General features: G+C 43.1%; 19 protein-coding genes. 7 read left to right on the top strand and 12 right to left on the bottom strand.

What is annotated here, in order from left to right; translation table 11 throughout:
- Window positions 1-53 precede the first annotated feature (53 nt).
- Window positions 54-428 carry a DoxX family protein gene (locus BUB99_RS11360; protein WP_073122602.1) on the bottom strand — a complete coding sequence of 125 codons (375 nt, stop codon included), beginning with the start codon at window positions 426-428 and terminating at the stop codon, window positions 54-56.
- Between the two features lie 126 nt (window positions 429-554).
- On the bottom strand, window positions 555-1,040 hold the full coding sequence (locus BUB99_RS11355; RefSeq protein ID WP_073122600.1) for a hypothetical protein: 486 nt from the start codon (window positions 1,038-1,040) through the stop codon (window positions 555-557).
- 403 nt (window positions 1,041-1,443) lie between these two features.
- Here BUB99_RS11355 and BUB99_RS11350 point away from each other — a divergent pair, with 403 nt between their 5' ends.
- Complete coding sequence (locus BUB99_RS11350; RefSeq protein ID WP_139280985.1) at window positions 1,444-2,205, top strand: peroxiredoxin-like family protein; 762 nt, start codon at window positions 1,444-1,446, stop codon at window positions 2,203-2,205.
- Window positions 2,206-2,304: 99 nt separating this feature from the next.
- Here the strand turns inward: BUB99_RS11350 and BUB99_RS11345 are convergent, their stop codons facing one another.
- The 5 genes from BUB99_RS11345 to BUB99_RS11325 all read right to left on the bottom strand — a co-directional run bounded on the left by BUB99_RS11345 (window position 2,305) and on the right by BUB99_RS11325 (window position 10,382).
- A complete protein-coding gene (locus tag BUB99_RS11345; protein WP_073122599.1) occupies window positions 2,305-4,665 on the bottom strand; it encodes a TonB-dependent receptor plug domain-containing protein in 2,361 nt (786 codons plus the stop codon).
- A gap of 110 nt (window positions 4,666-4,775) precedes the next feature.
- Window positions 4,776-5,276 (bottom strand): YfiR family protein, encoded by a 501-nt coding sequence (locus BUB99_RS11340; RefSeq protein ID WP_084190515.1) that lies wholly within the window; start codon window positions 5,274-5,276, stop codon window positions 4,776-4,778.
- Between the two features lie 38 nt (window positions 5,277-5,314).
- Entirely contained in the window at window positions 5,315-7,465 is a 2,151-nt protein-coding gene (locus tag BUB99_RS11335; protein WP_073122595.1) for a methyl-accepting chemotaxis protein, read from the bottom strand.
- A gap of 420 nt (window positions 7,466-7,885) precedes the next feature.
- A complete protein-coding gene (locus BUB99_RS11330; protein ID WP_073122593.1) occupies window positions 7,886-9,091 on the bottom strand; it encodes an MFS transporter in 1,206 nt (401 codons plus the stop codon).
- 55 nt (window positions 9,092-9,146) lie between these two features.
- On the bottom strand, window positions 9,147-10,382 hold the full coding sequence (locus BUB99_RS11325) for a 3-phosphoshikimate 1-carboxyvinyltransferase (protein ID WP_073122591.1): 1,236 nt from the start codon (window positions 10,380-10,382) through the stop codon (window positions 9,147-9,149).
- 349 nt (window positions 10,383-10,731) lie between these two features.
- On the opposite strand from BUB99_RS11325, the gene BUB99_RS20390 reads away from it, so the two are divergent.
- A complete protein-coding gene (locus BUB99_RS20390; RefSeq protein WP_158584352.1) occupies window positions 10,732-10,890 on the top strand; it encodes a hypothetical protein in 159 nt (52 codons plus the stop codon).
- Between the two features lie 11 nt (window positions 10,891-10,901).
- Here the strand turns inward: BUB99_RS20390 and aroB are convergent, their stop codons facing one another.
- Window positions 10,902-11,948, bottom strand: coding sequence for a 3-dehydroquinate synthase (gene aroB / locus BUB99_RS11320; RefSeq protein ID WP_073122590.1), 1,047 nt, complete (start codon window positions 11,946-11,948; stop codon window positions 10,902-10,904).
- A gap of 114 nt (window positions 11,949-12,062) precedes the next feature.
- On the opposite strand from aroB, the gene BUB99_RS11315 reads away from it, so the two are divergent.
- Window positions 12,063-13,304, top strand: coding sequence for a metallophosphoesterase (locus BUB99_RS11315; protein ID WP_073122588.1), 1,242 nt, complete (start codon window positions 12,063-12,065; stop codon window positions 13,302-13,304).
- Between the two features lies 1 nt (window position 13,305).
- Here BUB99_RS11315 and BUB99_RS11310 read toward each other — a convergent pair whose 3' ends face one another.
- Window positions 13,306-14,994 carry an amidohydrolase gene (locus BUB99_RS11310; RefSeq protein ID WP_073122586.1) on the bottom strand — a complete coding sequence of 563 codons (1,689 nt, stop codon included), beginning with the start codon at window positions 14,992-14,994 and terminating at the stop codon, window positions 13,306-13,308.
- A 104-nt stretch (window positions 14,995-15,098) separates the two neighbouring features.
- On the opposite strand from BUB99_RS11310, the gene BUB99_RS11305 reads away from it, so the two are divergent.
- Together BUB99_RS11305 and BUB99_RS11300 are read left to right on the top strand one after the other, a co-directional pair.
- Entirely contained in the window at window positions 15,099-15,647 is a 549-nt protein-coding gene (locus BUB99_RS11305) for a cob(I)yrinic acid a,c-diamide adenosyltransferase (RefSeq protein ID WP_073122584.1), read from the top strand.
- A gap of 109 nt (window positions 15,648-15,756) precedes the next feature.
- Window positions 15,757-16,818 (top strand): branched-chain amino acid aminotransferase, encoded by a 1,062-nt coding sequence (locus BUB99_RS11300; protein ID WP_073122582.1) that lies wholly within the window; start codon window positions 15,757-15,759, stop codon window positions 16,816-16,818.
- A 63-nt stretch (window positions 16,819-16,881) separates the two neighbouring features.
- Here the strand turns inward: BUB99_RS11300 and BUB99_RS11295 are convergent, their stop codons facing one another.
- From BUB99_RS11295 to BUB99_RS11285, 3 genes are all read right to left on the bottom strand, one after another.
- The gene (locus BUB99_RS11295; RefSeq protein ID WP_073122580.1) at window positions 16,882-17,346 is read right to left on the bottom strand and encodes a hypothetical protein; all 465 of its coding nucleotides are present in this window, start codon (window positions 17,344-17,346) and stop codon (window positions 16,882-16,884) included.
- 353 nt (window positions 17,347-17,699) lie between these two features.
- A complete protein-coding gene (locus tag BUB99_RS11290; RefSeq protein WP_073122579.1) occupies window positions 17,700-18,353 on the bottom strand; it encodes a response regulator in 654 nt (217 codons plus the stop codon).
- Window positions 18,346-20,370 carry a tetratricopeptide repeat-containing sensor histidine kinase gene (locus BUB99_RS11285; RefSeq protein WP_073122577.1) on the bottom strand — a complete coding sequence of 675 codons (2,025 nt, stop codon included), beginning with the start codon at window positions 20,368-20,370 and terminating at the stop codon, window positions 18,346-18,348. Before BUB99_RS11285 ends, BUB99_RS11290 begins: the two co-directional genes overlap by 8 nt.
- 278 nt (window positions 20,371-20,648) lie before the next feature.
- Here BUB99_RS11285 and BUB99_RS11280 point away from each other — a divergent pair, with 278 nt between their 5' ends.
- Window positions 20,649-22,001, top strand: a complete 1,353-nt coding sequence (locus BUB99_RS11280) for a PorP/SprF family type IX secretion system membrane protein (protein WP_073122575.1) — start codon at window positions 20,649-20,651, stop codon at window positions 21,999-22,001.
- Window positions 22,002-22,037: 36 nt separating this feature from the next.
- Window positions 22,038-23,386: HYR domain-containing protein (locus tag BUB99_RS11275; protein ID WP_139280984.1), on the top strand; the 1,349-nt coding region annotated here is incomplete at its 3' end.

The raw sequence follows: 23,386 nt of genomic DNA, 5'->3' as shown, positions 1-23,386 counted from the left end.
ATGCAATAAACAATGACGTCCTCGCTTCGAGCGAGAACGTCATTGTATCAACCTCAACTAATCATCGGCATGTACTTGTCTTTATTGTCTAGGATCGCCCAGAGATTGATCGCTAGCATCACCAAGACAACGACCAATGTCGACGGATCATGTACAATGTGGTGGATCACGATCCCCACCATCACAGGTAATATCACTATCGCACCCAAAGCACGCAGCTTTGGTATCGCAATCAATATCCCTCCGACCACTTCGATGAATCCCACCAGAGGAAACAACCAACCGATCTTCGCAAATGCACCAAAAAGCGCCATTTGCTCCTCGCTCATCTCTGGCATAGGCATGTAGTTAAGAAATTTGTTCAAGCCTGAGTTGACCATCATCAACCCAAACAGTACCGTCAGTACCAATAGTATTTTACTTTTCATAGTTCAGTTTGTTTATGAATACATGCTAAACAGCATACACGTAAAAATGATCCAATGTTGGATAAAAAACAATAGAATAGTCAGGGCATCTGTCACACGCTAAGGTAGCTACTATACTAGATGATATCAGCTTTTTTCCTTAACCGGACGGTAGATCATCACTTTACCTTTGGTGACTTGGTCGAGCCGAAAGTTGCTCACACCGACTTTCTTGCCCCACTCTCCTGTGTTTTGATGTGCGATCTCGTAGTTCATGGGTTCGTTGACTTGATAGACGATGGCAGTGTGCTGCGCCATGGTCGCCGAATAGGTTGTATTTCCATCCTTCCATTTCATCTCCACATTCTCGAATTGGATCAGGTCTCCTGGTAGTATATCTTCTTTCTTTGGGTTCAGTTTTCTACCATAGATACTGATGGTTTTCATCGAGCTCCTGTCAAAATAAGCCCCAGAATACTTCAACGCACCAGCTGCCAGATCCCAGCATTCGCCACGGTCAACCTTGGTTCCCATGACACTATCCACATACTGGACGACCTTCTGGTTGAGCTCGGGCAGCTCGGTCTGGAGTGACAAACTAATGAGCAGTACAGACAAGACAGATTTGATCATAACAAATGTTGTTTTTGGTTCGGCTAGTCAAACGAAATAAGAACTGATGAGTTGTCTACTTCTGTGTTTCGTGAGGATACGAATATATGGCCAGTACTTTTGCTCTGCTTCGTGTCTCACAAGTCAAAGCTTTAATCTTATCAGATAAATAACAGGGAATCTGGGGCATGACTGATCGAGAGAATGCTCCTATGGTACATGGATTATAGCGTCCCCTATGACGCACCGGGAGTGTCATACAATATCGTATAAAGTCATTCTACGATTCTCACTGACAAATGTGGGGAAACCAATACAAACAGGTGAGGATGATCAAATGTTAGGGAATTAACAATATTCAAAAACCTTTTGATGGAGGATACGATTACCTTTATTAGAAATACATAACAATCAATTTTACAAAATGAGAAACATTGCTTTATTCAGTCTGTCATTGCTATTTACGGTATTGGTCAGCTGTACACCCAAAAAGAAAGAAACACCCATGGAAAACAAAACAGAGCTACCTGTAGAAGAAAGCTCACTTCAAGAAACACTCGATGCGAAAAAGGCAGATTTCAATGCGAAAGCCTCCGACGAGAAAAAGAAAATCTATGCAGAAGGCATCGCAGCTGTCTCGGAAAGTGGCGTACTTCAAAATGCTAAAAATGTGGGCGATCAGGCACCTGATTTTACGCTGAAAAATGCACTTGGAGATGAGGTTTCGCTCGGCGATTACCTCCAGAAAGGTCCCGTCGTACTCACATGGTATCGCGGAGGGTGGTGTCCTTATTGCAACCTGACTTTGAATAGTTTGCAGTCTGAACTACCTAATTTTCAGGCAGAAGGTGCGAATTTACTTGCTCTCACGCCTGAGCTACCAGACAAATCTATTTCAACGAAAGAAAAAAACGAATTGGAATTTGAAGTGCTCAGTGATATTAGCAACACGATCGGTAAAGAATACGGTATCGTTTATCAGCTGACAGATGAAGTTGCTGATAGCTACCAAAAAGGCTTTGACTTGCATGGCTATAACGGTGACGAGAGCGACGAGCTACCACTCGCAGCGACATACGTAATAGATACAGATGGTAAGATCACCTATGCATTCTTAGATGCTGAGTATCGCAACCGTGCGGAACCATCAGAGATCATCGCTGCATTACAAGCACTCAAGAAGTAGTGGATAGCTTTCACAGTACTTAAAAGGAGCTGGACTTAAAACAAGAAGGGTCGGAACACCTCTGCTCCGACCCTAAATCCAAACCACCTAACCTGATCTTTATTTCAGTCTATAGTTGAGACCAGCACCATACATGGCACCAATACGACTGAGAGTTGCTGCATTTCTTATATTATCTGTATCAGAGACATTACCAGTATTGGTAATGTCATTGCCAAATACATAAAGGGATATCTTATCATTTAATAGCTTTTTTTCAAGTCTTAAGTTGACTATCGTTCGTCCACTATTTTTTGCTACTACAGTGGGAGAGGTTGTTGCTGGAGGCAATGACTCTTCAGTTAGCGTTGGATATCTCTCTGTGTCGTAATAGTAGTTGGACTCAGTCCAAAAAGCAGAAGTCTGAATTAAACTTGCCGTAACGTTGAAACCTTGACTGAACGAATAATCTGCTTTGAGTCTAAATACGTGCTTGGGCATGAAGGGGGTAGAGGGTGTCGGGTCTTCTGTGATACCGCTGATGTCAAAGTCTCTATTTTCTTGGTATTCCCATGTGGTCTCAGACCAAGCGTGAGAAGCTTCGAAAATTAACCCTTGCATTGGAAAAAATTTGATGACAGTTTCAGTACCGATACTTTCTCCACTCACATAGTTACCATAGAGATAATAGTCAGTGACTCGATCGTCTGTGATGGATTTTTGATCGATTAAAATAGCAGCTCCTGGGTTGGCAGAAACACCATCAGTAATGTAAGTCTTAAAGAAGGTCGCATTTAGCTGAACTTTGTCCCCTAGATGGCTTTTGATGCCAAATTCCCATGTTTGGAATTTGGAAGGAGAAGTTTCAGAACCATTTTTTGCAGCTAAATTTTGAACACCTTGATTACGGGTTTCAGCTTGAATAGCTGCTTGACCAGCCTCAGATGCAATAAATGCGTTTGCAGTAGCATCTGCCGTAGCATCATCGGCTCCTGCATTGATGGCTTGTTGATATGCTATGTCATAAACCTCTTTTGTGATGAGTTGTGTAACCGCAGTGGGGGTTTGTAGCAAGAATACGTTGACGTTGGTACTGTTGAAGCCTGGGGTAGTATAAGATTGGGTAAACCCTCCCCATAGTGTAATGTTTTTGTTAGCAATGAAAGAGGCTTTGGCCATAGGTGAGAAGTAGTACTTGTCGTTGACCAGAGAATAGTTCTCTGCTTTGATTCCAAGTACAAGATTTAGCTTTGTATCCAATAACTTGATTTTGTTTTGAACGAAGGCACCTTTGATGGATTCATTGGCTTGAGGGTCGACGTAGTTTATGTAATCTGTGGACTTGATATTATGTACGTCAAAATCTACAATACGGTAGTTGATACCCACACTGAGGTCGTTGTATTGTCCGAGAGAAAGGTTGTCTTGAATTTCAAAATCATAAATAGCATTAGAGATATTCATTCCTCCCCCTCCACGGTAAAAGTCGTTCTCAATGTTGGTAGATGCTCTGACAAATAAACTGTGTGTGTCATTGAACGAATGATCAAATCGTACATTGGCTACTGTACGGTTTGCACTTACCTCGGTGTATTGTAAATCATCGTCTCTTGTAAGTAAAAAACTCTGATCAAAGACGCTTGTATATACATTTTGTTGATAGCCATTGTGGTGTAGGCGAGCAGATATTTTTGATTTTTCGGTCAGGTCGAAATTTAATTTAGCTCCCCAACTGTAGTAATTGCTTTCGTCGTAATTTTCGGTAAAAGCAGTCGTGATACTTGTACTGTTACCGTCTTCGTCTTTTCCAGCCATAGATTCCCATCCAGAGAAGTATCGGTACTTAGCATAGCCAGAGACGGCTACTTTCTCCGAGATTTTTCCTCCAGCTCTAACAGATACAGCAGCATAGCCTGGTGCTGCACCTTCTGCTTTGATGTTAATACCATCGTATTTTTCAGGATTTTTGGTGAATATGTTGACAACACCCGTTGCGGAGTTGGCACCATAGACCGTTCCACCAGAGCCTTTGATCACTTCAATTCGGTCTATTTCATCTAATGGGATATCGAAGTTCTGAAAAGATAATACGGAACCCATTAAATCTTGAATTGGGGTGCCATCGAGTAGATATAGTACTGTTCCTGGGTCGGAGTTTTCTGTAGTGGAATTGCGAATCGAAGAATATACGTTGCTGTATGAAGTTTGAACGCCCCAGTAGCCAGGTACATTTCTCAGTGCTTCGTGCAGGGTGGTCGCACCCGACTTCATGATGTCATCTGCGGTCAAAACATAAATGGATGACGCTACATCTTGTAGTCTTTCGGCTTTTTTGGAAACCGAAGTGACTTCCATGTTCATTAGGTCTTCGAGTGACATATCTAATATGTCTTCGTCGTTTTCTTGTGCCTGCGCTAGACCTATGCTCAGTACGAGCATAATTAGGGTTAGCAGGTAGCGAGGTTTGTTTTGATTTTTCATTGTATTAAGTTTTAGGTGTTGGTAATTACTAGACAGTCCTCTTCCGCCCTCAAATGCGATTTGAGAAAATCAGAGTTACTAGAATTTTGTTATCGTGTGTAAGTAGGAACTTAGTTGATAGACTGACCGAGGGCTAAGAGTTTAGAACTCGGAACCATATTCTTAGATTCTATGTTGTTTTTGTCTATTTTGAAGCGCAGTTTTCCAGCTTCTAAGAAGAAACCAATATCTGCTCCTCTACCCACTTTAGAGCTATTGTCTGAAATGAGTAGGATACTCTTTTTGTTAATGAATGAAGTATAGAGACTTAGGTTCTTTTCTTCTGATTCAGGTACGTAGAGCATTTGGCATTTTGCGGCATCAGATGCTGAGTTGATGGAGATAACCTGCATATTCCCTTTACTCGCAGCGAATGACTCCAGTTTATCCTTTACATCAGAGGTGCCTACTATACCTACTGTCATTGGGCTAGGTGTGGTAGACCACTGTACATATTCTGAGAATTTGTATATAAATAGAGCCTTGAACTTGCTCTCTTGCGCTTGAGCACTGTAGTTGATGACTAGGGTGCTGATGAGCAAAGCGGTTATTATGAATGTTTTTTTCATCATGGTATTCGTAAAATAGATGAGTTGATTATATGATTCTGTTATCTTAATGTAAACTGGCTAGCGAACTCTTTCAGTGAGGCAGCTACCTTGGTCAACCTTTCGGATTTTTCACTGTAGTTATTCATCCCAGATGAAAGTTCAGTCGCTGAACTAGCAATTTCTTCTGTACCTGCTGCGGTCTGCTCTGCGATGACTACCACCGATTCGGTAATAGATACCACTTGGCTAATATCCTGTCCTTGTGCTTTGGTTGCATTCACAATATCTTCAGAGAGTGCTAGCGATTGATTCGTGGACTCTGCTATGTCTTGGAAAGCAACGGATGCTTCTGTAGTGGCAGACGATCCTGTACTTACACTCTTGTTCATGGTTTCCATGACTTTAGAGGCCTGCTGTGTATCTTTTTGTACGTCTTCTACTAGTTTTTCAATTTCTTGTGCGGAATTTCTAGAATCCTCTGCGAGTTTTCTAATCTCCTCGGCAACTACCGCAAAACCACGACCAGCATCACCTGCTTGAGCTGCTTCGATGGCAGCATTCAGTGCGAGTAGGTTGGTTTGTGAGGCGATATCTGTGATCACGCCCAGGACTCTGCTGATCTCCGCAGAACGCTGTGTGAGTACGTTGATCGAAGTGTAAGTTTCCTTGGCATAGGTGTCAATCTCACCCATGGCACTACCGATGTTCTCGATCATGGCTCTACCACGCTCACTTTTGAGCACCCCTGCTTTGGCAGCATCGTTGATAGATTCTGCTTTAGCTCCCATCTGTACCGATGAGCTGAGGATTCCTTCTACGAGCGTTGATGTTTCGTCGACCTTCACCACCTGGTTCTGAGCACCAGAACTCATCTGTGCGATGGCAGAAGCAATTTCGTCTGTGTTTGCATTCATTTCTACGCTGGCATTGAGCATTTCCACGGAGGATTCATCTACAATGTTGGCGTTGGATACGATATTAGAAATCAGTGTACTCAGGTTTACCAAAGCACGCTCTAGGCTATCCATGAGTTGTTTGATCTCTCCCTTGCCTTGGCCTTCATATCTAGCTCTTAGGTCCCCTTCTGCCATGGCAGATACGATTCTTTTGACTTCCATGATCGGTGTAGCAAATGATTGGAGCAGATCATTGACCGCCTGTGCTAGGTCTTTCCATGCACCATCTTTATCCTCTACGTTGATTCGTGAATCCAGCTGTCCTTCCTGACCAGCTAGTTTTACTACATCGTTGGTTTCTTCGATGACACGAGTTAGATTGTTTCTCATTGATAGGAGAGCATTTCCTAATACGTCTTCGCTGCTCAGTGCGGTGAAGTTTGCATTTAGATTTCCTCGACCGATTTGGCTTGCAAATTCTGATGAAGAGGTGAACCCTTCGATTAGAGAATTGATTCCTTCACTCATGCTGCCGATTTCATCCCTGTTCTTAACATGTATGCTTTCAGGGATTTTACCCAATTGGATTTGGCTGATTTTATCCTGGAGTGATTTGATCGGTAGTGTAATGTTTCGCGATAGCCAATTGGATATGATGAAAGCAAATACGGCTGCTAGCACACCCAATACGATGATGTTAATCGTGAGGCTGCTGAAAGACTCCTGCATGGTTTCCTTTAACTCATCGGAGTGTTGGTTTTTGACAGCTATGGTAGCATTGAGTCTATCGATGAGGTCGTCACTCTGTGGTACGATGTTACTTTCGATCAGGTCTTCGCAGATGAATACCGTCATAGGGTCTTCATAATCCATTCCACTTTGGAGACTCTCCATGACTGTGGTTTGGTCTGCGAGTATGAGTTCAAAAGCATCAACGATCGACCGTATTTCTTCTCGTTCTTCCTCCAGCGCTAACTGGTCGACCATTGATAGTATCTTCTCTTTCTGTGCGGGATAGATCGTACTGTGAATCTCCGCTAGCTTTTCTTTGTCCTTTTTATAGGTACTGATATAGACCCAGTTGGTGCTATAGGTTTTACTGTCCGTGATGAGCCTATTAAAGTCTCGGAGTACGGTCAGCGTAGGGTTGACATCATTAGAGATCGTGTTCAGTACTCCTATACTCGTATTGAGCGTCAGTGAGGTGTACAGAACGTTAAATAAGATCACTAGTATTAGAATCAAAAAACTGGTCCTAATTTTCTTGCCAATGGTGACGTTGATATTGCTAAAAAAATCTTTAACCTTATTCATGGTAAAGTCGGTGTTTGGATTGTACTTATTCTAGTTAGAAGATATTAAATAGTCAGGTTAACTAAACCTTCTGCCTAGGACTGTTATACTCGTCTCTGAGATAAAAATCTAAGGCAAAAGTAGCTACACTGCAGGGTATAAAACAATTGGTCAAAACCCATATTTTTAAGTTAGGTGATTTTGCCTAGGAATGACATGTGTATTAGAATAGCTGGGTATTGAGATATTAAACAATAGGTTTTTGATTGTTTATATCGAGTAAATGTATGTTCTTCTCTTGCTGAAATCACCTCTAACTAATTTGTCTATATAGGCTTATTGTAAAATATAATTTTATTTCTATACTCTGAAACTATCGCTATGTTTCTTTCCATATTTATGGGGATGGACTGCATGTTATATGTATGTTAAGAGATTTACCTACCTATTTGTAGTGATTTTTTCATGTTTTATCACAGGTGTTTTATTGTGGTTGTCTTGTTGATGTAGTATCCAGCTCAGTACTGGGCCGATAGCCAATGCTGGGAGCGCAAAATAGAGACCAAAGCTCCTATATAGATACCCTATGCATAGGAGACTAATGATGGTGATTGCATAACCTATACAATTGACCAATGTTAGTGCGCTGCCTTTGAGATGAGCGGGTGCGCTATTTGCTACGAGCGTAGAGAACATCGGAGAATCTGCAATCACCAACCACCCCCACACCAATAAGAAACCATAAATAAGTGGAGGGTACCCTATGATGACAAGTAGTCCTGCTCCCAAAGCACATAATCCTGACCCCAATAGGTTAGCGTATGCAATTCGCGAGGGTTCGATATGTTGCGATAGTCGGCCAGCGACTATACAAGCTACACTACCTATCCCTATGACTCCAAAGGAAAGTATCGATGGACTGATAGATGTCTCAGAAGAGACCGAAAAACTAATAATAGCAGGGACGAGTGCCCAAAAAGTATAAAGCTCCCACATGTGACCGAAGTAGCCTAATGCTGCCGAAGTGAATTTTTTGTCTCTGAATATGAGGAAGGTCTGATTGAGTTTTATTTTTTGAGCGGGTCTACGGTGTGGCCCATCTGGTACGAATATTCGTATCAGTATACCGCCCGTAGCGCATAGTGCAGAAGTGCTGACAAAGACAACCTGCCAAGATAGATCATTAAAGCTACCACGGAGTAGGTGAGGTAGTGCAGTACCTATCACTAGTGCTCCTATTAGGTAGCCTAGTGATTTTCCTAGCCCTTTTTGAGAGTAATCTGCGGCGATTTTCATGCCGACAGGATAAATTCCAGCTAAAAAGAAACCTACTAGAAACCGTAGAGATGAGAAATATAGCAAAGATGGAGTGACCCAAGTGATGGCATAGTTAGCAGATGCTCCTATTAGCGCACTGATCAAAAAGACTGTTGAAGGCGAATATTTATCCGTCAGGTTGAGTAGTGCGTAACTAAGCGTACCTGCTATGAAACCCAACTGCACTGCAGATGTCAGTACACTCATTGCATTATCGGGAAAACTATAGGCCGTGATGAGTTGGTCAATCACGGCATTACTAGCGAACCAAATAGAGGTGCAGCCAAACTGCGCAATGACGATAGTAGAAAGGATTCGGTTTTGTTTCAAAATATATGTTTCAATGTATAAGAACCCAAATCCTTCTCTTTCGGTTCAGTGGTACTTATTTTTCTGTGATTTGGATGCCTGCCATTTTGAGGTGGTCCCAATATTCTGGGTAGGACTTGACCACTACCTCTGGTTCGTTGATCACTACATCGCAAAGCATAGATACAGGTGCAAGTGCCATCGCCATGCGGTGGTCGTCATAGCTATCGAACGTGACAGGAGCAGTGATCACATGATCCTTTGGCATAGGAGTGAGTACCCATGTGCCTGGTTTGGTTTCTTCTAGTTTGGCACCTAGTTTGGCAAGCTCGGTAGCCATGGCGGCTGTACGGTCGGTTTCTTTGATACGAAGACTTTCTAGCCCTGTCATTTCTAGACTTACACCTTTGACCGCTGCACATACGAATACTGTCTGTGCTAGGTCAGGGCAGGATTTGAAGTCTATCACCATGTGTGCTTTGTGGTCACATTTGGTTAGTGTGACCGCATTGTCAGTGAATACAGATTTTACACCGATTCCTTCCATGATCTGTGCTATGGCACTATCGCCTTGGTTGGATTTCTCTCTTAGTCCCGTAAGTGTAACCTCTGCTTCTGATGCCATGGATACGAGACTGTACCAGTAGCTAGCGCCTGACCAGTCGGATTCTATGGTATAGCTGTTGGCTTGGTAGTTTTGAGACGCTACGGTGATAGATTGCTCTTCGAACTGACTGTCTATACCGAAGTGTTTCATGAGGTTGAGCGTCATCTCTATGTATGGACGACTATATATTTCTCCTTCGAGATGGATGGTTAATCCTTCTGGTAGTGTCGGAGCGATCATTAGTAGCGCAGATATGTATTGGCTGCTGATGTTGCCAGGGATCGTGAGACTGTTTGTTTTTTGCGATTGAAATGGCTCGAACTGTAGGGGTGGGTAGCCTTCTTCTCCTAGGTAGCTGATGTTAGCACCTAGGTCGTTGAGTGCCTCAGCGAGTATCTTGATGGGACGCTTGCACATGCGTGGTGTACCTGTGATTTGTCTTTGGGTCGATCCCATGGCAAGGTAAGCCGTCATAAAACGCATGACCGTACCTGCATCTAATACGTCTAGCTTTTCGTCATCAGAGGACAGCAGGCGCTTCATCGTGACAGTGTCCCGTGCAGTCGAGAGGTTATCTAGTGACGCTTGGTTGCCACCTAGTTTTTGAATCAAAAGAGCCCTGTTGCTTTCGCTCTTGGATGAGGTCAAAGGAACAGTTAATGATAGTTTGGCTTGGTGTTTTGCAAGGAATAATGCGTCACTCATATTTTCTAGTCTTAGATTATTCGGCAATATTAATCCGAAAATCAGACAGGCACTAGATAGATTGATGGATTTTGAAACCGAATTATGGTTTTACGGATGAGGAGAGATAAAAAGGTGGAGGGAATGGTTCGTTTGACCTGTTTCAGCCAAATATTATTTGGAGAGGGAGGTAGGAGAAACCGTACTTTGAATAATAATCTGAGTTTTAGCCATCCCCTACATTGTTAGCATCGATGAAAATATATATGATAATATTTAGGGGGATGAGCCATCTAAAATTGTATTATCAGCGTATATATACCCACTGCTCACTAAGGTGTGAGAGGCATGAGGATTGAATGAAAAAGATATGAAAAAAGCAAGAAAAAGTATCGTACCTACACTGATCGCAGGTGTCACTGCGACAGTCTTAGGATTGGCTACCTACTCTATCATTAAGAATGATAGAGTGGTTCAAAAAGTGAATCGAGTGGATTCTAAGAAGAAACAAGAGCGGATGTTTATCTAGCCGCTCTGCGTTTATCCTATTCGCTCGTTGAGGTAAAACAAGCTGTCGATCATGTCTGGAATCCCTATCGGGATATTGATCGTACAGCTACCTATTTCTTTGAGTAGACTGAATTGCACTATTCCTCCTTCATTCTTCTTGTCCTGTGTCGTCAGTCCCAATATCTCCTCGAACAACTTCGCATCGATTTTCTTCGGTGCATAGACTTTAATCAAAAAATCCGTAATCTCCTCAAGAGACTCTTTGCTCAGCCCTGTCAGTTTGTGTGAGAGATACGCTTCTGTAATCATGCCTACTGCGATCGCTTCTCCATGTAATAGTCTCTCTCCAGGGATTTCCAAAAAGTAAGATTCAATGGCGTGACCGATCGTGTGACCAAAGTTTAGGATTTTCCTCAACCCAGACTCGAAAGGGTCTTCTGTAACCACCTTTTTTTTGATGTCGATGGAATGTGAAACAACCTCCGTCCAGTCGTGACGGTAAGGGTCGATGGTTTTGACTTGCTCCCAGTAGGCTGCATCATAGATCAGCCCATGCTTGATGACTTCCGCGAAACCTGATCGAACCTCTTCTTTGGGTAGTGTACTGTAGAAGTCGGTATAGATGAGTACGTTTTGAGGTTCGTTGAAGATGCCGATGTGGTTTTTAAATCCATGAAAATCTACGCCTAGCTTGCCGCCTACACTGGCATCCACTTGTGAAAGTAATGTGGTAGGGATGTTGAGAAACTCAAATCCACGCTTGTAAGTACTGGCTACAAATCCTCCCATGTCACCGATGACACCACCGCCGAGGTTGATCATGAGTCCTTTGCGGTCAAAACCTGCTTCGGTCAATGCCATCCAAATGTCTTCACAGGTAGAGAGGTTCTTGTTAGACTCTCCACTGGGGATGGTGATGAGGTAGTGGTCAGGTAGGGCATCCAGTATTTTGGGAAGACAATGTGCTTCCGTGTTTTCATCCACCAATACGGCTATTTTGCTATACTTTCTACTGGCTAGAAAACGCGTGATGCTCTCCTGTATATTCGTGGTAACTTCCGTATTGTGATTTTCCATGGTGTGCTTTTGAGGTCGCAAAGTTAACATCCCTTCGCAATTGTCAAATGACTGGCGTAAAAATCAATCAATTGTATAATAACATCTCGGCCATACCGCCGTAAACAGTGATCTATGAATAGATTCGTACTTCTTGTTTTCTTTTTTCTGGCTTTCCTAGCTTTGGACTACTATGTGTTTCAGGCGGTTAGATTACTCACCCAGAATCAATCCCAGCTGATTAAAACCATACTATATTCTATTTACTGGTTGTTTACGTTGTTGGCAGTAGTAGGGCTACTCTTTTGGAATCGTATGGATACTTTCGAATTGGCTACTTTTCGGAATTTTGTCGCGACAGGTATCATGATGAATATTGTTTCTAAATTGATCGCGGGCGTGTTTGTCTTTTTGGATGATATCATTCGGCTGGGTAAGTACGCTTATCGAGGGATAGTGAACAATGGAGGGGTGACGCAAGCGGCGGAAGGAATAACGCGATCGGAATTCTTGGCGAAATCAGCTTTGGTGGCTGGTGCTGTACCCGTAGCGATGATGAGTTATGGGATTTTATCAGGAGCTTATGACTACAGAGTCAGAAGGAAAACCATTTTGCTCCCAAATCTACCCAAAGCATTTGATGGAGTGAAGATTGCTCAGTTGTCGGATATCCATAGCGGGAGCTTCTATAACAAACGGGCAGTTCAGGGAGGTATAGACCTGATGATGGCGGAGAAGCCCGACTTGTTCCTATTTACCGGCGATCTGGTCAACAATGAATCCAAAGAAGTGGCTGATTACATGGATATCTTTTCTAAGGTGAAGGCTCCTCTAGGGCAGTTTTCCGTCTTGGGTAATCATGACTATGGAGATTATAAACAATGGAGATCTACACAGTCCAAGCAAAAGAATTTAGAAGACTTGATCCAATCACATAAAAATATGGGGTGGGATATCATGCTCAACGAGCATCGATATGTGGAAGTAGATGGCGAACGACTCGCTTTAATAGGTGTGGAGAACTGGGGGAAGGGGAGATTTGCTAAATATGGTGATCTGACCAAGGCCAGCCAATATGTGGAGGCGGATACAAAGATTCTGCTATCTCATGACCCTAGTCACTGGGATGCTCAGGTACGTCCCGAGTTTGGAGATATAGATTTGACGCTGTCTGGGCATACGCATGGTTTTCAGTTTGGGATAGAGATAGGAGATTTTCGTTGGAGTCCATCACAGTACATCTATAAGCAATGGGCTGATCTATATCAGCAAGGGGAACAGTATCTCTATGTTAATCGTGGGTTTGGCTTTTTGGGTTACCCTGGCCGTATAGGTATTTTGCCAGAGATCACGATTTTGGAGCTGAAAAAGGCTTAAACTATTTCTTGTATCTGACTTGACCATCGACGATGGTGTATTCGATCTCTGTTTTTAGGATGTCTTCTTCAGGGATAGACATGATATCTTGAGAGAGTATCGTGAGATCTGCTACTTTTCCGATTTCTATACAGCCTTTGATGTCTTCTTGGAATGCACCGTAGGCATTGTTGATGGTGAGAGATTCTAGTGCTTCGATTCGAGTCATTTTTTGGTCTCCTTCGAAACCATCCTCTGGATCACCACTGAGTGTTTTTCGGGTGATGGATGCATAAAAATTAGCAAGGACACTAACGGGCTCGACGGGGGCATCTGTACCATTCATGACTGTGGCGCCAGAGTCGATGAGTTTTCTCCAGACATAGGCTCCCTCTTTGATGCGCTCTTCGCCGATACGGTGTATTGCCCATGGTCGATCGGAGGACATGTGTATGGCTTGCATAGATGGGATCACGCCCATTTCGCCAAATCTCGGTATGTCATCCGCAGCGATGTGCTGTGCATGTTCGATGCGAAACCTTGGGTTTACTTTCGTGGTGTCGGACTGAAATACAATTTTGTAGATGTTAAGTACGGCCTTGTTAGCGGCATCTCCGATACAGTGGATGGCTACTTGAAAACCCGTCTCGTAAGCGCGCTCAGATACGCGGAGTAGTTGGTCTGCGGTGGTGATTTTTTTGCCAGACTCTTCGGGCGCATCACTGTAGGGCTCTAACATGAGTGCTCCACGCGAGCCTAAGGCACCGTCAGCATAGAGTTTGATCGTGCGCACAGTTAAAAAATCATTGTCTACTTTTGGTCCAGTTTGGAACCAATGATCTAGCAGTTTGCTGTCACTTCCATCTAGCATGGCATTGACACGGAGGTGAAGCATGTTTTGGTTGTAGAAGGATTCGTAGAGTGCGATTGTTTTTTGGTCGATCCCTGCGTCGTGTACAGCAGTGACGCCATGACTGAGGTATTCTTCTATGGCATGGTTTAGCGCTTCTATTCTTTTTTCGTCGCTAGGTTCAGGGATAATGCTTTGGACGAGTTGAGTAGCGGATTCATTGAGTATCCCAGTTGGGAGGTCGTCTTCGTTTCGGAAGATTTCACCACCTTCTGGATTAGTTGTTTTTTTAGTGATTTTGGCGAGTTTGAGTGCTTTTTGATTGACCAAAATAAGGTGTCCACTCGCATGCATGAGTACGACGGGATTGTTAGGGGATACCGCGGATAATGAATCGTTCGTAGGGAAGCCCTGAAAGGAAGGAGAGGGGATGCTGTCCCATTTTTCTTGATGCCATCCTCGCCCGATGATCCACTCACCTTTTTTGGTAGAGGATGCCTTGGCTTTTACTGCTGAAATGATCTCTTCGTAACTGTTGGTTTTTGATAGATCGAGGTTCATCATGTTGTAGCCAACACCCATCAGGTGTGCATGACCATCGATGAAGCCGGGAACAACTGTTTTTTTGTTTAAATCCAAAATTTTCGTACTGTCACCTACCCAGTTGTTGGCGTTGAGGTTGTTACCGACGTAGACTATTTTTCCATCTACTATGGCGAGAGCTTCTGCACGAGGTTCTTTCTTGTTCAGTGTATGAATCAATCCGTTGAATATAACCATGTCTGCCTTGGGGTGTTTGTCAACACAGGATGTGAATAAACCTAGCATCCAAAAGGAGAGGAATACATAAGTAAGTTTCATGAAACGATGCTTTTGAATCAAGTGGACGAATTCTAGTTTATAAGTTTACGATATTTGGCAGTAAGATACAATATTCGAAATGAGAATAAAGCACAATCGACAACATGAAAGTATACACTAAAACAGGAGATAAGGGAGAAACAAGTTTGCTGGGAGGTACACGATTGCCTAAATCCGCTCTGCGGATAGAGGCCTATGGTACGGTTGACGAACTCAACAGCTACATTGGGTTGCTCCGAGATCAGGCAGTTAATACACGACATATCGAGTTGCTCATCTCTATTCAGAATCATTTATTTGTGATCGGAGCGGATTTGGCCACCGATCCTCAAAAGACCAAAGTAAAGAAGCCTCCAGTGGAGTCAGAAGAGACGGAGCAACTAGAGCGTGCCATTGATGTACTGGATGGCGATTTGCCCTCGATGAAATTCTTTGTGTTGCCTGGTGGCCATCAGTCGGTTTCGTTTGGGCATGTGGCGCGAACGGTGTGCCGTAGAGCTGAGCGGATTGTTATCGCATTGGCACAAGAAGAGTATGTTGCGGACGAAGTACAAATCTACCTTAACAGGTTGTCAGACTACTTATTTGTGCTGTGTAGATGGATGGCTGTGCAATTAAATATCGATGAAGTGCCATGGAGGCCAAATAAATAATAGGGACTTTTCAAAAAATCAGAACAAAGCAGAAAAACATGGCAAATTCTGTAACTTAGCATCGTCTTTTTGTAGACAGAAAAGGCAGAATCAATCAAATATATAAGAGATGAGTAGTAGTACGATCGATTTTGATATCAAAGAGGTTGCCCAATCCAAAATCAACGAGGTTGACTTTAATCACATTGAATTTGGGAAGGTGTATTCTGATCACATGTTCGCAGCTGAATATGAAGATGGGGAATGGAAGAATTTTCGAATTGAGCCTTATGGTGATCTATCGATTAGTCCTGCCAATGCGACCTTGCACTATGCTCAGTCTGTATTCGAGGGCTTGAAAGCTTACAAAGATGACCAAGGGGCTATCCGTATTTTTAGACCAGATGCCAATGCCAAGCGTATGGTAATTAGTGCGGAGCGGATGTGTATTCCTCCTATCCCAGAAGATCTGTTCATGGAGGCACTGACCGAGTTACTCAAGCTAGATGCGGCATGGATTCCGACGAGACCTGATACGTCTTTGTATATTCGTCCAGTGATATTTGCCAATGATCCTTATGTAGGAATCAGACCTTCGATGACCTATAAGTTTTTGATTTTCACAGGGCCTGTAGGTGCGTACTACTCAGAACCCGTTAATGTCAAGATAGAAAAAAAATATACTCGTGCTGCTTCTGGTGGCGTGGGGTTTGCAAAGACTGCGGGTAACTATGCCGCGTCTTTATATCCAGCTATGGAGGCGCTCAAAGAAGGCTACCACCAGTTGATCTGGACAGATGGCAAGGAGCATGAGTATATCGAAGAGGCTGGTACGATGAATTTGTTGTTTTATATCAACGATACGCTGATCACTGCCCCAGCAGGAGATAGCATACTTAATGGAATCACCAAAGACAGTGTACTGACACTTGCACGCGACTGGGGGATGAAAGTAGAGGAACGCCGACTAACGGTGACAGAACTGATAGCAGCACTGGAAGCAGGTACAGTACAGGAAGCCTTCGGAGCGGGGACTGCAGCGACGATTTCGAAGATCAAGATGATAGGAAATGAAGGCAAGCAGTATCAACTGCCAACAGAGACGCCGCTGGCGGATAAGCTGTTCAGTGAATTAGATGATATCAAGATGGGTAGAAAACCCGACCCGCACGGTTGGGTATTCACGTTATAAAAAAGGAAAGCAGCTCGAAAGGCTGCTTTTTTTGATTTGGGCAATATTGTTTAGCACGAGGGGCTATTTTCTACTAAAGAAGCCTTTTTTCTTTTTCGGTTCTTCTTTGGTTTCTTCCACGCTACCGATCAGCCAGTTGGACGCAGGCAGTACCATATCGAATTCCTTAAACGCTATGTTTGGGTTTTGTTCGACGATCAAGTCGATCAGGACATTGGAGGAGACTTGCGCCATGGCACTATCTGACATAACTGCTGCAATTTTATCCGTTTTTTGGATCAGCTCTTTGCCTACTTTATCTATGAAGTCGTTTTTTACCCAGATTCGTGCTTCTGCTTCGTATGACTCTAGTTGTCTTCTATCAATTAGCCAGTGTATCGTATCAGTGAGGTAGGAAGCTTTGGCTGCTAGAGACAAAACCTTTATTACCGAAGTTTCAGATACTTCCCCTTTCCAAGTAATGTATAAGGTGGTTTTTTCTTCGTCAAACTCTAGTATAGCGTCATTTGCTTCGTATATAGTCTTCATCAATCTTGTTTTATGGTTGTTTTGAACTGGGCGGGGATTCGGACGCAAAACTAGATAATTGGCTCCACAATATTTTATATGACCGAGGATTTCGTTTGAGGACTGCTTCGTGTCTTATTTAGTAACAAGAGGTAGTTGAAACCGTACCTTTGCCGGCGGGTATGCGCTTTAGTGGATCTCGCTTTAGCTTCTACCAACCTCTAATAGGATACTAGTATTTATATTTTAGTAAATATGATAGTTTTCTGTCTACAATCTCGTGTCTATGGATCTAAGGTCTTGATTCAGAATGTAGAGAATTTCATTCTCTCCTAAACCTATGGTGCTTTCAGCCCATAGTGGTTTAGTCAATTTCACAAAGCCATAATCAACCTCTTTTGTTCTACTGCCCACAACGAAAGACTATTTGATTGACCTGCTAGGTTTAGTTTGCTGATAATGTTGCTTCTGTGCTTTTCTACCGTTCGTTCAGAGATATGAAGTCTTTCGGCTATCATTTGAGAGCTACATTGACTTGCTACAAGTTTGAGGATCTTTTTTTCTGATGATGAAAGCAAATCTAAATTGACGGTCTTTTTGCTATCGGTGGTAGTGGCAGTAGAGAGAATCGAGGGGCTGTAATAAGAATTACCCTGCATGACCTCATCTATACATTTGAATATTTCTGTACTGGTATCTTCTTTTAGGATATAGCCCGCTATGTTGAGACTTTTCGCTTGAGCGATCAAGTCGGGCTCTTTGTGATAGGATAGGAGAATGAATTTAGTGTCTAGCTGCTTTTTTCTACACTCCTCTGCAATGGACAAGCCACTCAAATAGGGCATTTCAATATCCAATAGAGCAATGTCAGGTTGGCTATCTAAGATCAATTTTAAAGCTGTGGCACCATCGCTTGCAGCTCCCAACAATTCTACATCACCTTTTTGATGCAGTAGTTCTTTCAACCCCTGCAACAACAGCGGGTGATCATCTGCGATTACGATGCGTACTACTTTCGAATCAAGCATTTTCTGTTCGTTTTGAAATATGGAGTGTGACACTAGTTCCTTTTCCCTTGATGGATTCTATCATCAATTTGCCACCAAGAAGTTGTGTTCGTTCTTTGAGCGTTTTCATTCCTAAGCTAGTCACCACTCTGGAGTCTTCAGTCAAGTCAAAACCCACGCCATAATCTTTCACTTGGATCGATATACGTTTCGGTTCGTTCTTTACGACTATTGACGCAGAATCTGTCATCGAATGCTTCAGTACGTTATTCAAACACTCCTGAATGATCCTGTAAATTTGTAATTCCTTTGCTTCGTCAAATAAACCATCTATGGTGTCAATCTCTTCGGAAAAGAAAATGTCGGAGTATTCATCTGCGTCACTTACCAATTTTTGGATGGCAGCTGTAAGACCCAAGTTTTCTAATACAGCTGGATGCAGTGCCTTGGAGATTGATCTCACTTCCTCTAGTGCTTTGGATACCATATTGGTGGTGTTTTCATCTTGATTCAAGGCTACCTTATTTTTGATCAAAATAAGACTTTGGCCGACTGAATCGTGGAGGTCTTGGGAGATGCGTTTTCTTTCATCCTCGTGTGCTACGATCAATTGCCGCGAATAGAGGGCTTCCATTTTTTTGGCTTGAATGGCAAACCTTGATGAGCGATAGAAATAAATTCCCGCAAAGAATAAGAGCAAACCAATCCCGATAGCCCAGCTCAGTCGGGTTTTGAATAAATTGGCTGTTGCGAGAACCTTAATTTCATTTTCTTGATCAGATATCTGCCTCTCCCTGTGCTCTTTCTCATACAATGTCTCCATATAGACCAGTGCATTGGATTTGCTGGCGCTGAGTATGGAGTCTTTGATATGAATGGAAGACTGTAGGTGTGTATGAGCATTTTCGAAATCCCCTTTTGCCAAATAGCATTTATAGGTCAAATTCTCCATTTCCATCACCTCTTCGTACTTGTTTTGTGTTCGGCACTGATCGATCAATTGCTTAGACAGAGCAATTGTCTCGTCATATCTGTTTTGACAGTAAAGGGAATAGACCTGTGCCCATAAATAAAGCTCATCCAGCCATTTGGATTCCTTAAATTTATCTCGTTCGGCTTGCATGCGCTGAAAATAGTGGTTCGCAGAATCACAGCGGTTGATTTTGGTATATGCAACCGTGAGCTTACTGTAAGCGGAATACCTTAGGTCTGGCTTTGGACCACCAAGTGAGATTGCTTTTTTCAATAAACGAATCCCTAGACTATCATTATTCAATTTGCGGGCTTCAGTGGCGTAGTTAATATAGTTCACCAGAATCAGTCCTATTTCTGTATCAGTATTGCTCAACTGAGTGATTCTTTTTCGCTGTTCAATTGCCTTTTCAGCAAACCCGTTCATCCCATAGAGGATAGCCGTCTCATTGATCGTTTTGATCAGGCTAGCAGTATCATAGTTGTGGGCAAATATCGCACGGGCATTTTCTAACAATTCACCTGATTTTATAAAATCGCCCTTTTGCATGTGTCTGGCTGCCATATATAAGTAGGCCTCTCCAAATTCCCTCTGAGTTGAATCATTGAGTGTTTCATAAACATGAGCTGCATTATTATACTCACGTAGTGAACTGTCATATTCGTTTATATATGAATAGGCATGCCCCCGCTGTATGAATAGCGATCCTTTGGAGGATGGAGACAACCGATCATCCCAGCTAAGTGCTCTACTGAGGATAGCAAAAGCAGAATCAGGGATGAATACTTCTGAATAATACGTTTGAGCAAGACGAATGGCGTACTTGGCAGCAAAATCGTACTGTTGTTCTGCTTTAGTGTTCTGGATAGCCCGAGAAAGACACTGTTGGTATAGATCCAGCTTTTCGGGGTATATCCATAAGTCCAAGGTGTCATACAAGGGAAGTTTAGCCTCCCAAGTAGGTTGACTATCAATGACCTGAAAAAGTGAATCGTAGTTGTGATTGCCATAGGACGAACCACCTGCTGAGAATATAAAAACTGCTAAAAGGAATAATCGCTGCATCACTAGTGAGATGTAATTAATTCGAGTAACCAAGATCAGGATAAAATCATAAAATAAGCTGATTAAATGCAAAATATAGGTTCGGGGAGGATAAAAAAATGCTACAGTTTCCTAGCTGCCTTTTCATGTGAAATGAAACGGATATGTAGGGTTCTCATCTGACTCCATCCAAATGTGCTTGACTTTTACGTACTGCCACGTATGTATTTACGGGATGCCTCGTATTGCCTCGCGTAGCTGCTGTTTTCATCTTTGTATTTGTAAATCAGCGTCAGCACATGAGAAAAATTCACCTCCTAACCACACTAGTAGTTATTCTTGCTACGCATGGTCCGTTTGCATTGGCCCAACAGATCACGCCCTATAGCCTCTACAACCAAAATACCTTTCTGATCAATCCCGCTGTAGCAGGTATGAACAACTGCTGGTATGGTTTTGTCAATCGTAGAGTACAAACAGCCGGAGTAGATAATGCTCCTTCTATGCAGCAACTGAGTCTCTATGGGAGTCTAACTCCTACACATGGTTTGGGAACTACCATACGCTATTCGGATTTAGGATTAGTCACTCAGTTTTCAGGGAACATCAGTTATGCTTATCATCTGAAGGTATCTGAGCATAGCTCGCTGCATGCCGCTTTCTCTCTGGGGATCGATCAGCAGCGATTCGATATGAATGAAGTGATCGCTAGTGATTACACAGACGAATTGTTGGTTGGGCAAAATCAACCCCAATCACGGGTATCCAATGGTTTGGGGCTGATGTTTACTTCTCGAAGGTTGACGCTAGGGGCGGCCATGCCTCAGACATTTTCGAGAAAATCAGAGTTGAACTTTGCGCAGAGTGAGCTGTTCAATGCTTACGCTGCTTATGATCTCGCTAGTGGGCCTAACTGGATGCTCGAAGGATTTCTTCTCTATCGAAACTACGATGAACAAACCGATCAACTAGATATCGGTAGCAGCGTCTTGCTCAAAGATATCTTAGGCCTTGGAGCGATCTACAAAACTGGCTATGGCTTGGCGGTAATGGCTGACGTGCAAATCAATGATAGATTCATTTTTGCTTATAACTATGAAATCCCTACCAAAACCCAATCTCTAGGAGGTTCGCATGGGCTTATGCTGGGGATTAAACTATGTCGCAGAAACAAACCTGTAGAGAGACAAACCTATGTCACTCACACTCAACCAGCACTTGTCACATGGCCTACTCTAGTTGAGCCAGTTGAAACCTCGGCGCAGCTCGTGACCCAACCCACAAATGTTGAAGCATTACCTGATTCTCTCAATGCTGTTTTTACTCAAAAGGACTTAATCATCAGATTTGCAATTGCATCTGAAGATTCGGTGATTTCGGGAAATCAATACAAGGTCATCTCTAGAGTAGCTGAAATACTAGAAGCGCATCAGGAACTTAATGTTACGATCATCGGACATGCGAGCGCATCTGGTACAGAAGAATTTAATCAGCAAATATCTGAAGCAAGGGCAACAGCGGTGGCCAACGAACTTGTTCAGATTGGTGTGGCTTGGGATCGCATCTCTACGATTGGGAGAGGTGAAATAGACCCTATCTCCGAACAGGATGAAGAGAACCGATGCGTACAGGTCGTTTTTCATGTCAACTGATTCAGTAAATCATCCCCTTATTATTCCGATACATAGATGAAAAAGATACTACTTATTGCTCTTACCTTGTTGACATTCACCCTATCCAAAGCGCAAGAATGTGATACGCTATCCTATGAGTGGGAAACCCCCACTCCAACCACAACTGTTTTTAATTATGGATCTGGTAGGCTTACAGGTGTACCAGATCCATCGAACTCTACAAACCCAACAGACGCAAAAACAATCTTTGAAGGATTTACTAGCCCTAGCCCTGGTACGACCTCAGTAGGAGCTGTTTTATTAGGTCTTGGGTTTCTTTCGGACGCCAATGATAATCTTAGGATTGATGTGATGGTTTATGATGACAATGGGTCAGGCAGACCAGGTACTCAGGTCGGGGGTGTAACAGGTCTTTCACCTACTTCGTTAGGGGTAGTGCATAATTTTAGAGAGTTTTGGATTGAGCTGCCTTCTTTGCCAGTTCCGACTACCAGTAGATTTTATATTGGCGTAGTGATGCACCCTGGGGATGCCAGCGATCAACTGGTTGTCCAAGCTAGTGCTAAAGGACAGGGCAACGGAGATGGGTCCAATAGTATTACAACAACTGGATTTGGAAATGAAAAATTACTTAGCGTTTACAGTAGCGATATAGATCTGAAAATAATAGCAAAACTGGGGATAGTTAGAGATCCTTCTTTTAGTTACGGTAGCAGCAGCTATTGTTCTAATCTACCTGATCCCACGCCTACTATATCAGGGGATGCAGGAGGTACATTTACCAGTTCTCCTTCGGGTCTTTCTATCAATAGTTCTACGGGTAAAATAGATTTGTCGGCTAGCAGCGGTGGCACCTATACTGTGAGATACACGACGGGAGGAACATGTTCTCAGTTCAAAACCCAATCTGTAGCCATTGTAGATGATCAACCTACGATTACCTGTCCAGCAAACCAGACGATAGATTTTAACGCCAGTTGCCAATATACTTTGCCTGATTATAGGAGTTTGGCGATCGCCAGTGACAACTGTAGTACGCCTACCATTACACAATCTCCTGCTCCAGGGTCTGTTTTGTCCGCTACTCAAGTCGTTACACTTACTGCCAATGACGGGGACGGAAATATAAAAACTTGCACGTTTAGTGTGACTCCAGCCGACAACACGAAACCTACGATCACGTGCCCTGCAGATCAGAATGTGAGTTTCGATACGAGTTGTGAATATACGCTGTTGGATTACACGACTATGGCAACTGCCGCTGACAATTGCGGAACTGCTACGATCACACAATCCCCAGCCGTTGGAACAGTGATTACTGCGAGCCAAGTCATCACACTGACCGCTACAGATGGAAATGGTAACACGGAGACTTGTACCTTCAACGTGATCCCAGCCGACAA

This window comes from Reichenbachiella agariperforans (assembly GCF_900142205.1).
GTDB classification, from domain to species: Bacteria; Bacteroidota; Bacteroidia; order Cytophagales; family Cyclobacteriaceae; genus Reichenbachiella; species Reichenbachiella agariperforans.
Note: the sequence above shows the minus strand (reverse complement) of the source record. Positions and strands in the feature narration are given on the sequence as shown.

Excerpts from the sequence above, each read along its gene's own strand:
- BUB99_RS11360 (WP_073122602.1), bottom strand. The coding sequence starts at position 428 with ATGAAAAGTAAAATACTATTGGTACTGACGGTACTGTTTGGGTTGATG.
- BUB99_RS11355 (WP_073122600.1), bottom strand. The coding sequence starts at position 1,040 with ATGATCAAATCTGTCTTGTCTGTACTGCTCATTAGTTTGTCACTCCAG.
- BUB99_RS11350 (WP_139280985.1), top strand. The coding sequence starts at position 1,444 with ATGAGAAACATTGCTTTATTCAGTCTGTCATTGCTATTTACGGTATTG.
- BUB99_RS11345 (WP_073122599.1), bottom strand. The coding sequence starts at position 4,665 with ATGAAAAATCAAAACAAACCTCGCTACCTGCTAACCCTAATTATGCTC.
- BUB99_RS11340 (WP_084190515.1), bottom strand. The coding sequence starts at position 5,276 with ATGATGAAAAAAACATTCATAATAACCGCTTTGCTCATCAGCACCCTA.
- BUB99_RS11335 (WP_073122595.1), bottom strand. The coding sequence starts at position 7,465 with ATGAATAAGGTTAAAGATTTTTTTAGCAATATCAACGTCACCATTGGC.
- BUB99_RS11325 (WP_073122591.1), bottom strand. The coding sequence starts at position 10,382 with ATGAGTGACGCATTATTCCTTGCAAAACACCAAGCCAAACTATCATTA.
- BUB99_RS20390 (WP_158584352.1), top strand. The coding sequence starts at position 10,732 with ATGAAAAAAGCAAGAAAAAGTATCGTACCTACACTGATCGCAGGTGTC.
- aroB (WP_073122590.1), bottom strand. The coding sequence starts at position 11,948 with ATGGAAAATCACAATACGGAAGTTACCACGAATATACAGGAGAGCATC.
- BUB99_RS11315 (WP_073122588.1), top strand. The coding sequence starts at position 12,063 with ATGAATAGATTCGTACTTCTTGTTTTCTTTTTTCTGGCTTTCCTAGCT.
- BUB99_RS11310 (WP_073122586.1), bottom strand. The coding sequence starts at position 14,994 with ATGAAACTTACTTATGTATTCCTCTCCTTTTGGATGCTAGGTTTATTC.
- BUB99_RS11305 (WP_073122584.1), top strand. The coding sequence starts at position 15,099 with ATGAAAGTATACACTAAAACAGGAGATAAGGGAGAAACAAGTTTGCTG.
- BUB99_RS11300 (WP_073122582.1), top strand. The coding sequence starts at position 15,757 with ATGAGTAGTAGTACGATCGATTTTGATATCAAAGAGGTTGCCCAATCC.
- BUB99_RS11295 (WP_073122580.1), bottom strand. The coding sequence starts at position 17,346 with ATGAAGACTATATACGAAGCAAATGACGCTATACTAGAGTTTGACGAA.
- BUB99_RS11290 (WP_073122579.1), bottom strand. The coding sequence starts at position 18,353 with ATGCTTGATTCGAAAGTAGTACGCATCGTAATCGCAGATGATCACCCG.
- BUB99_RS11285 (WP_073122577.1), bottom strand. The coding sequence starts at position 20,370 with ATGCAGCGATTATTCCTTTTAGCAGTTTTTATATTCTCAGCAGGTGGT.
- BUB99_RS11280 (WP_073122575.1), top strand. The coding sequence starts at position 20,649 with ATGAGAAAAATTCACCTCCTAACCACACTAGTAGTTATTCTTGCTACG.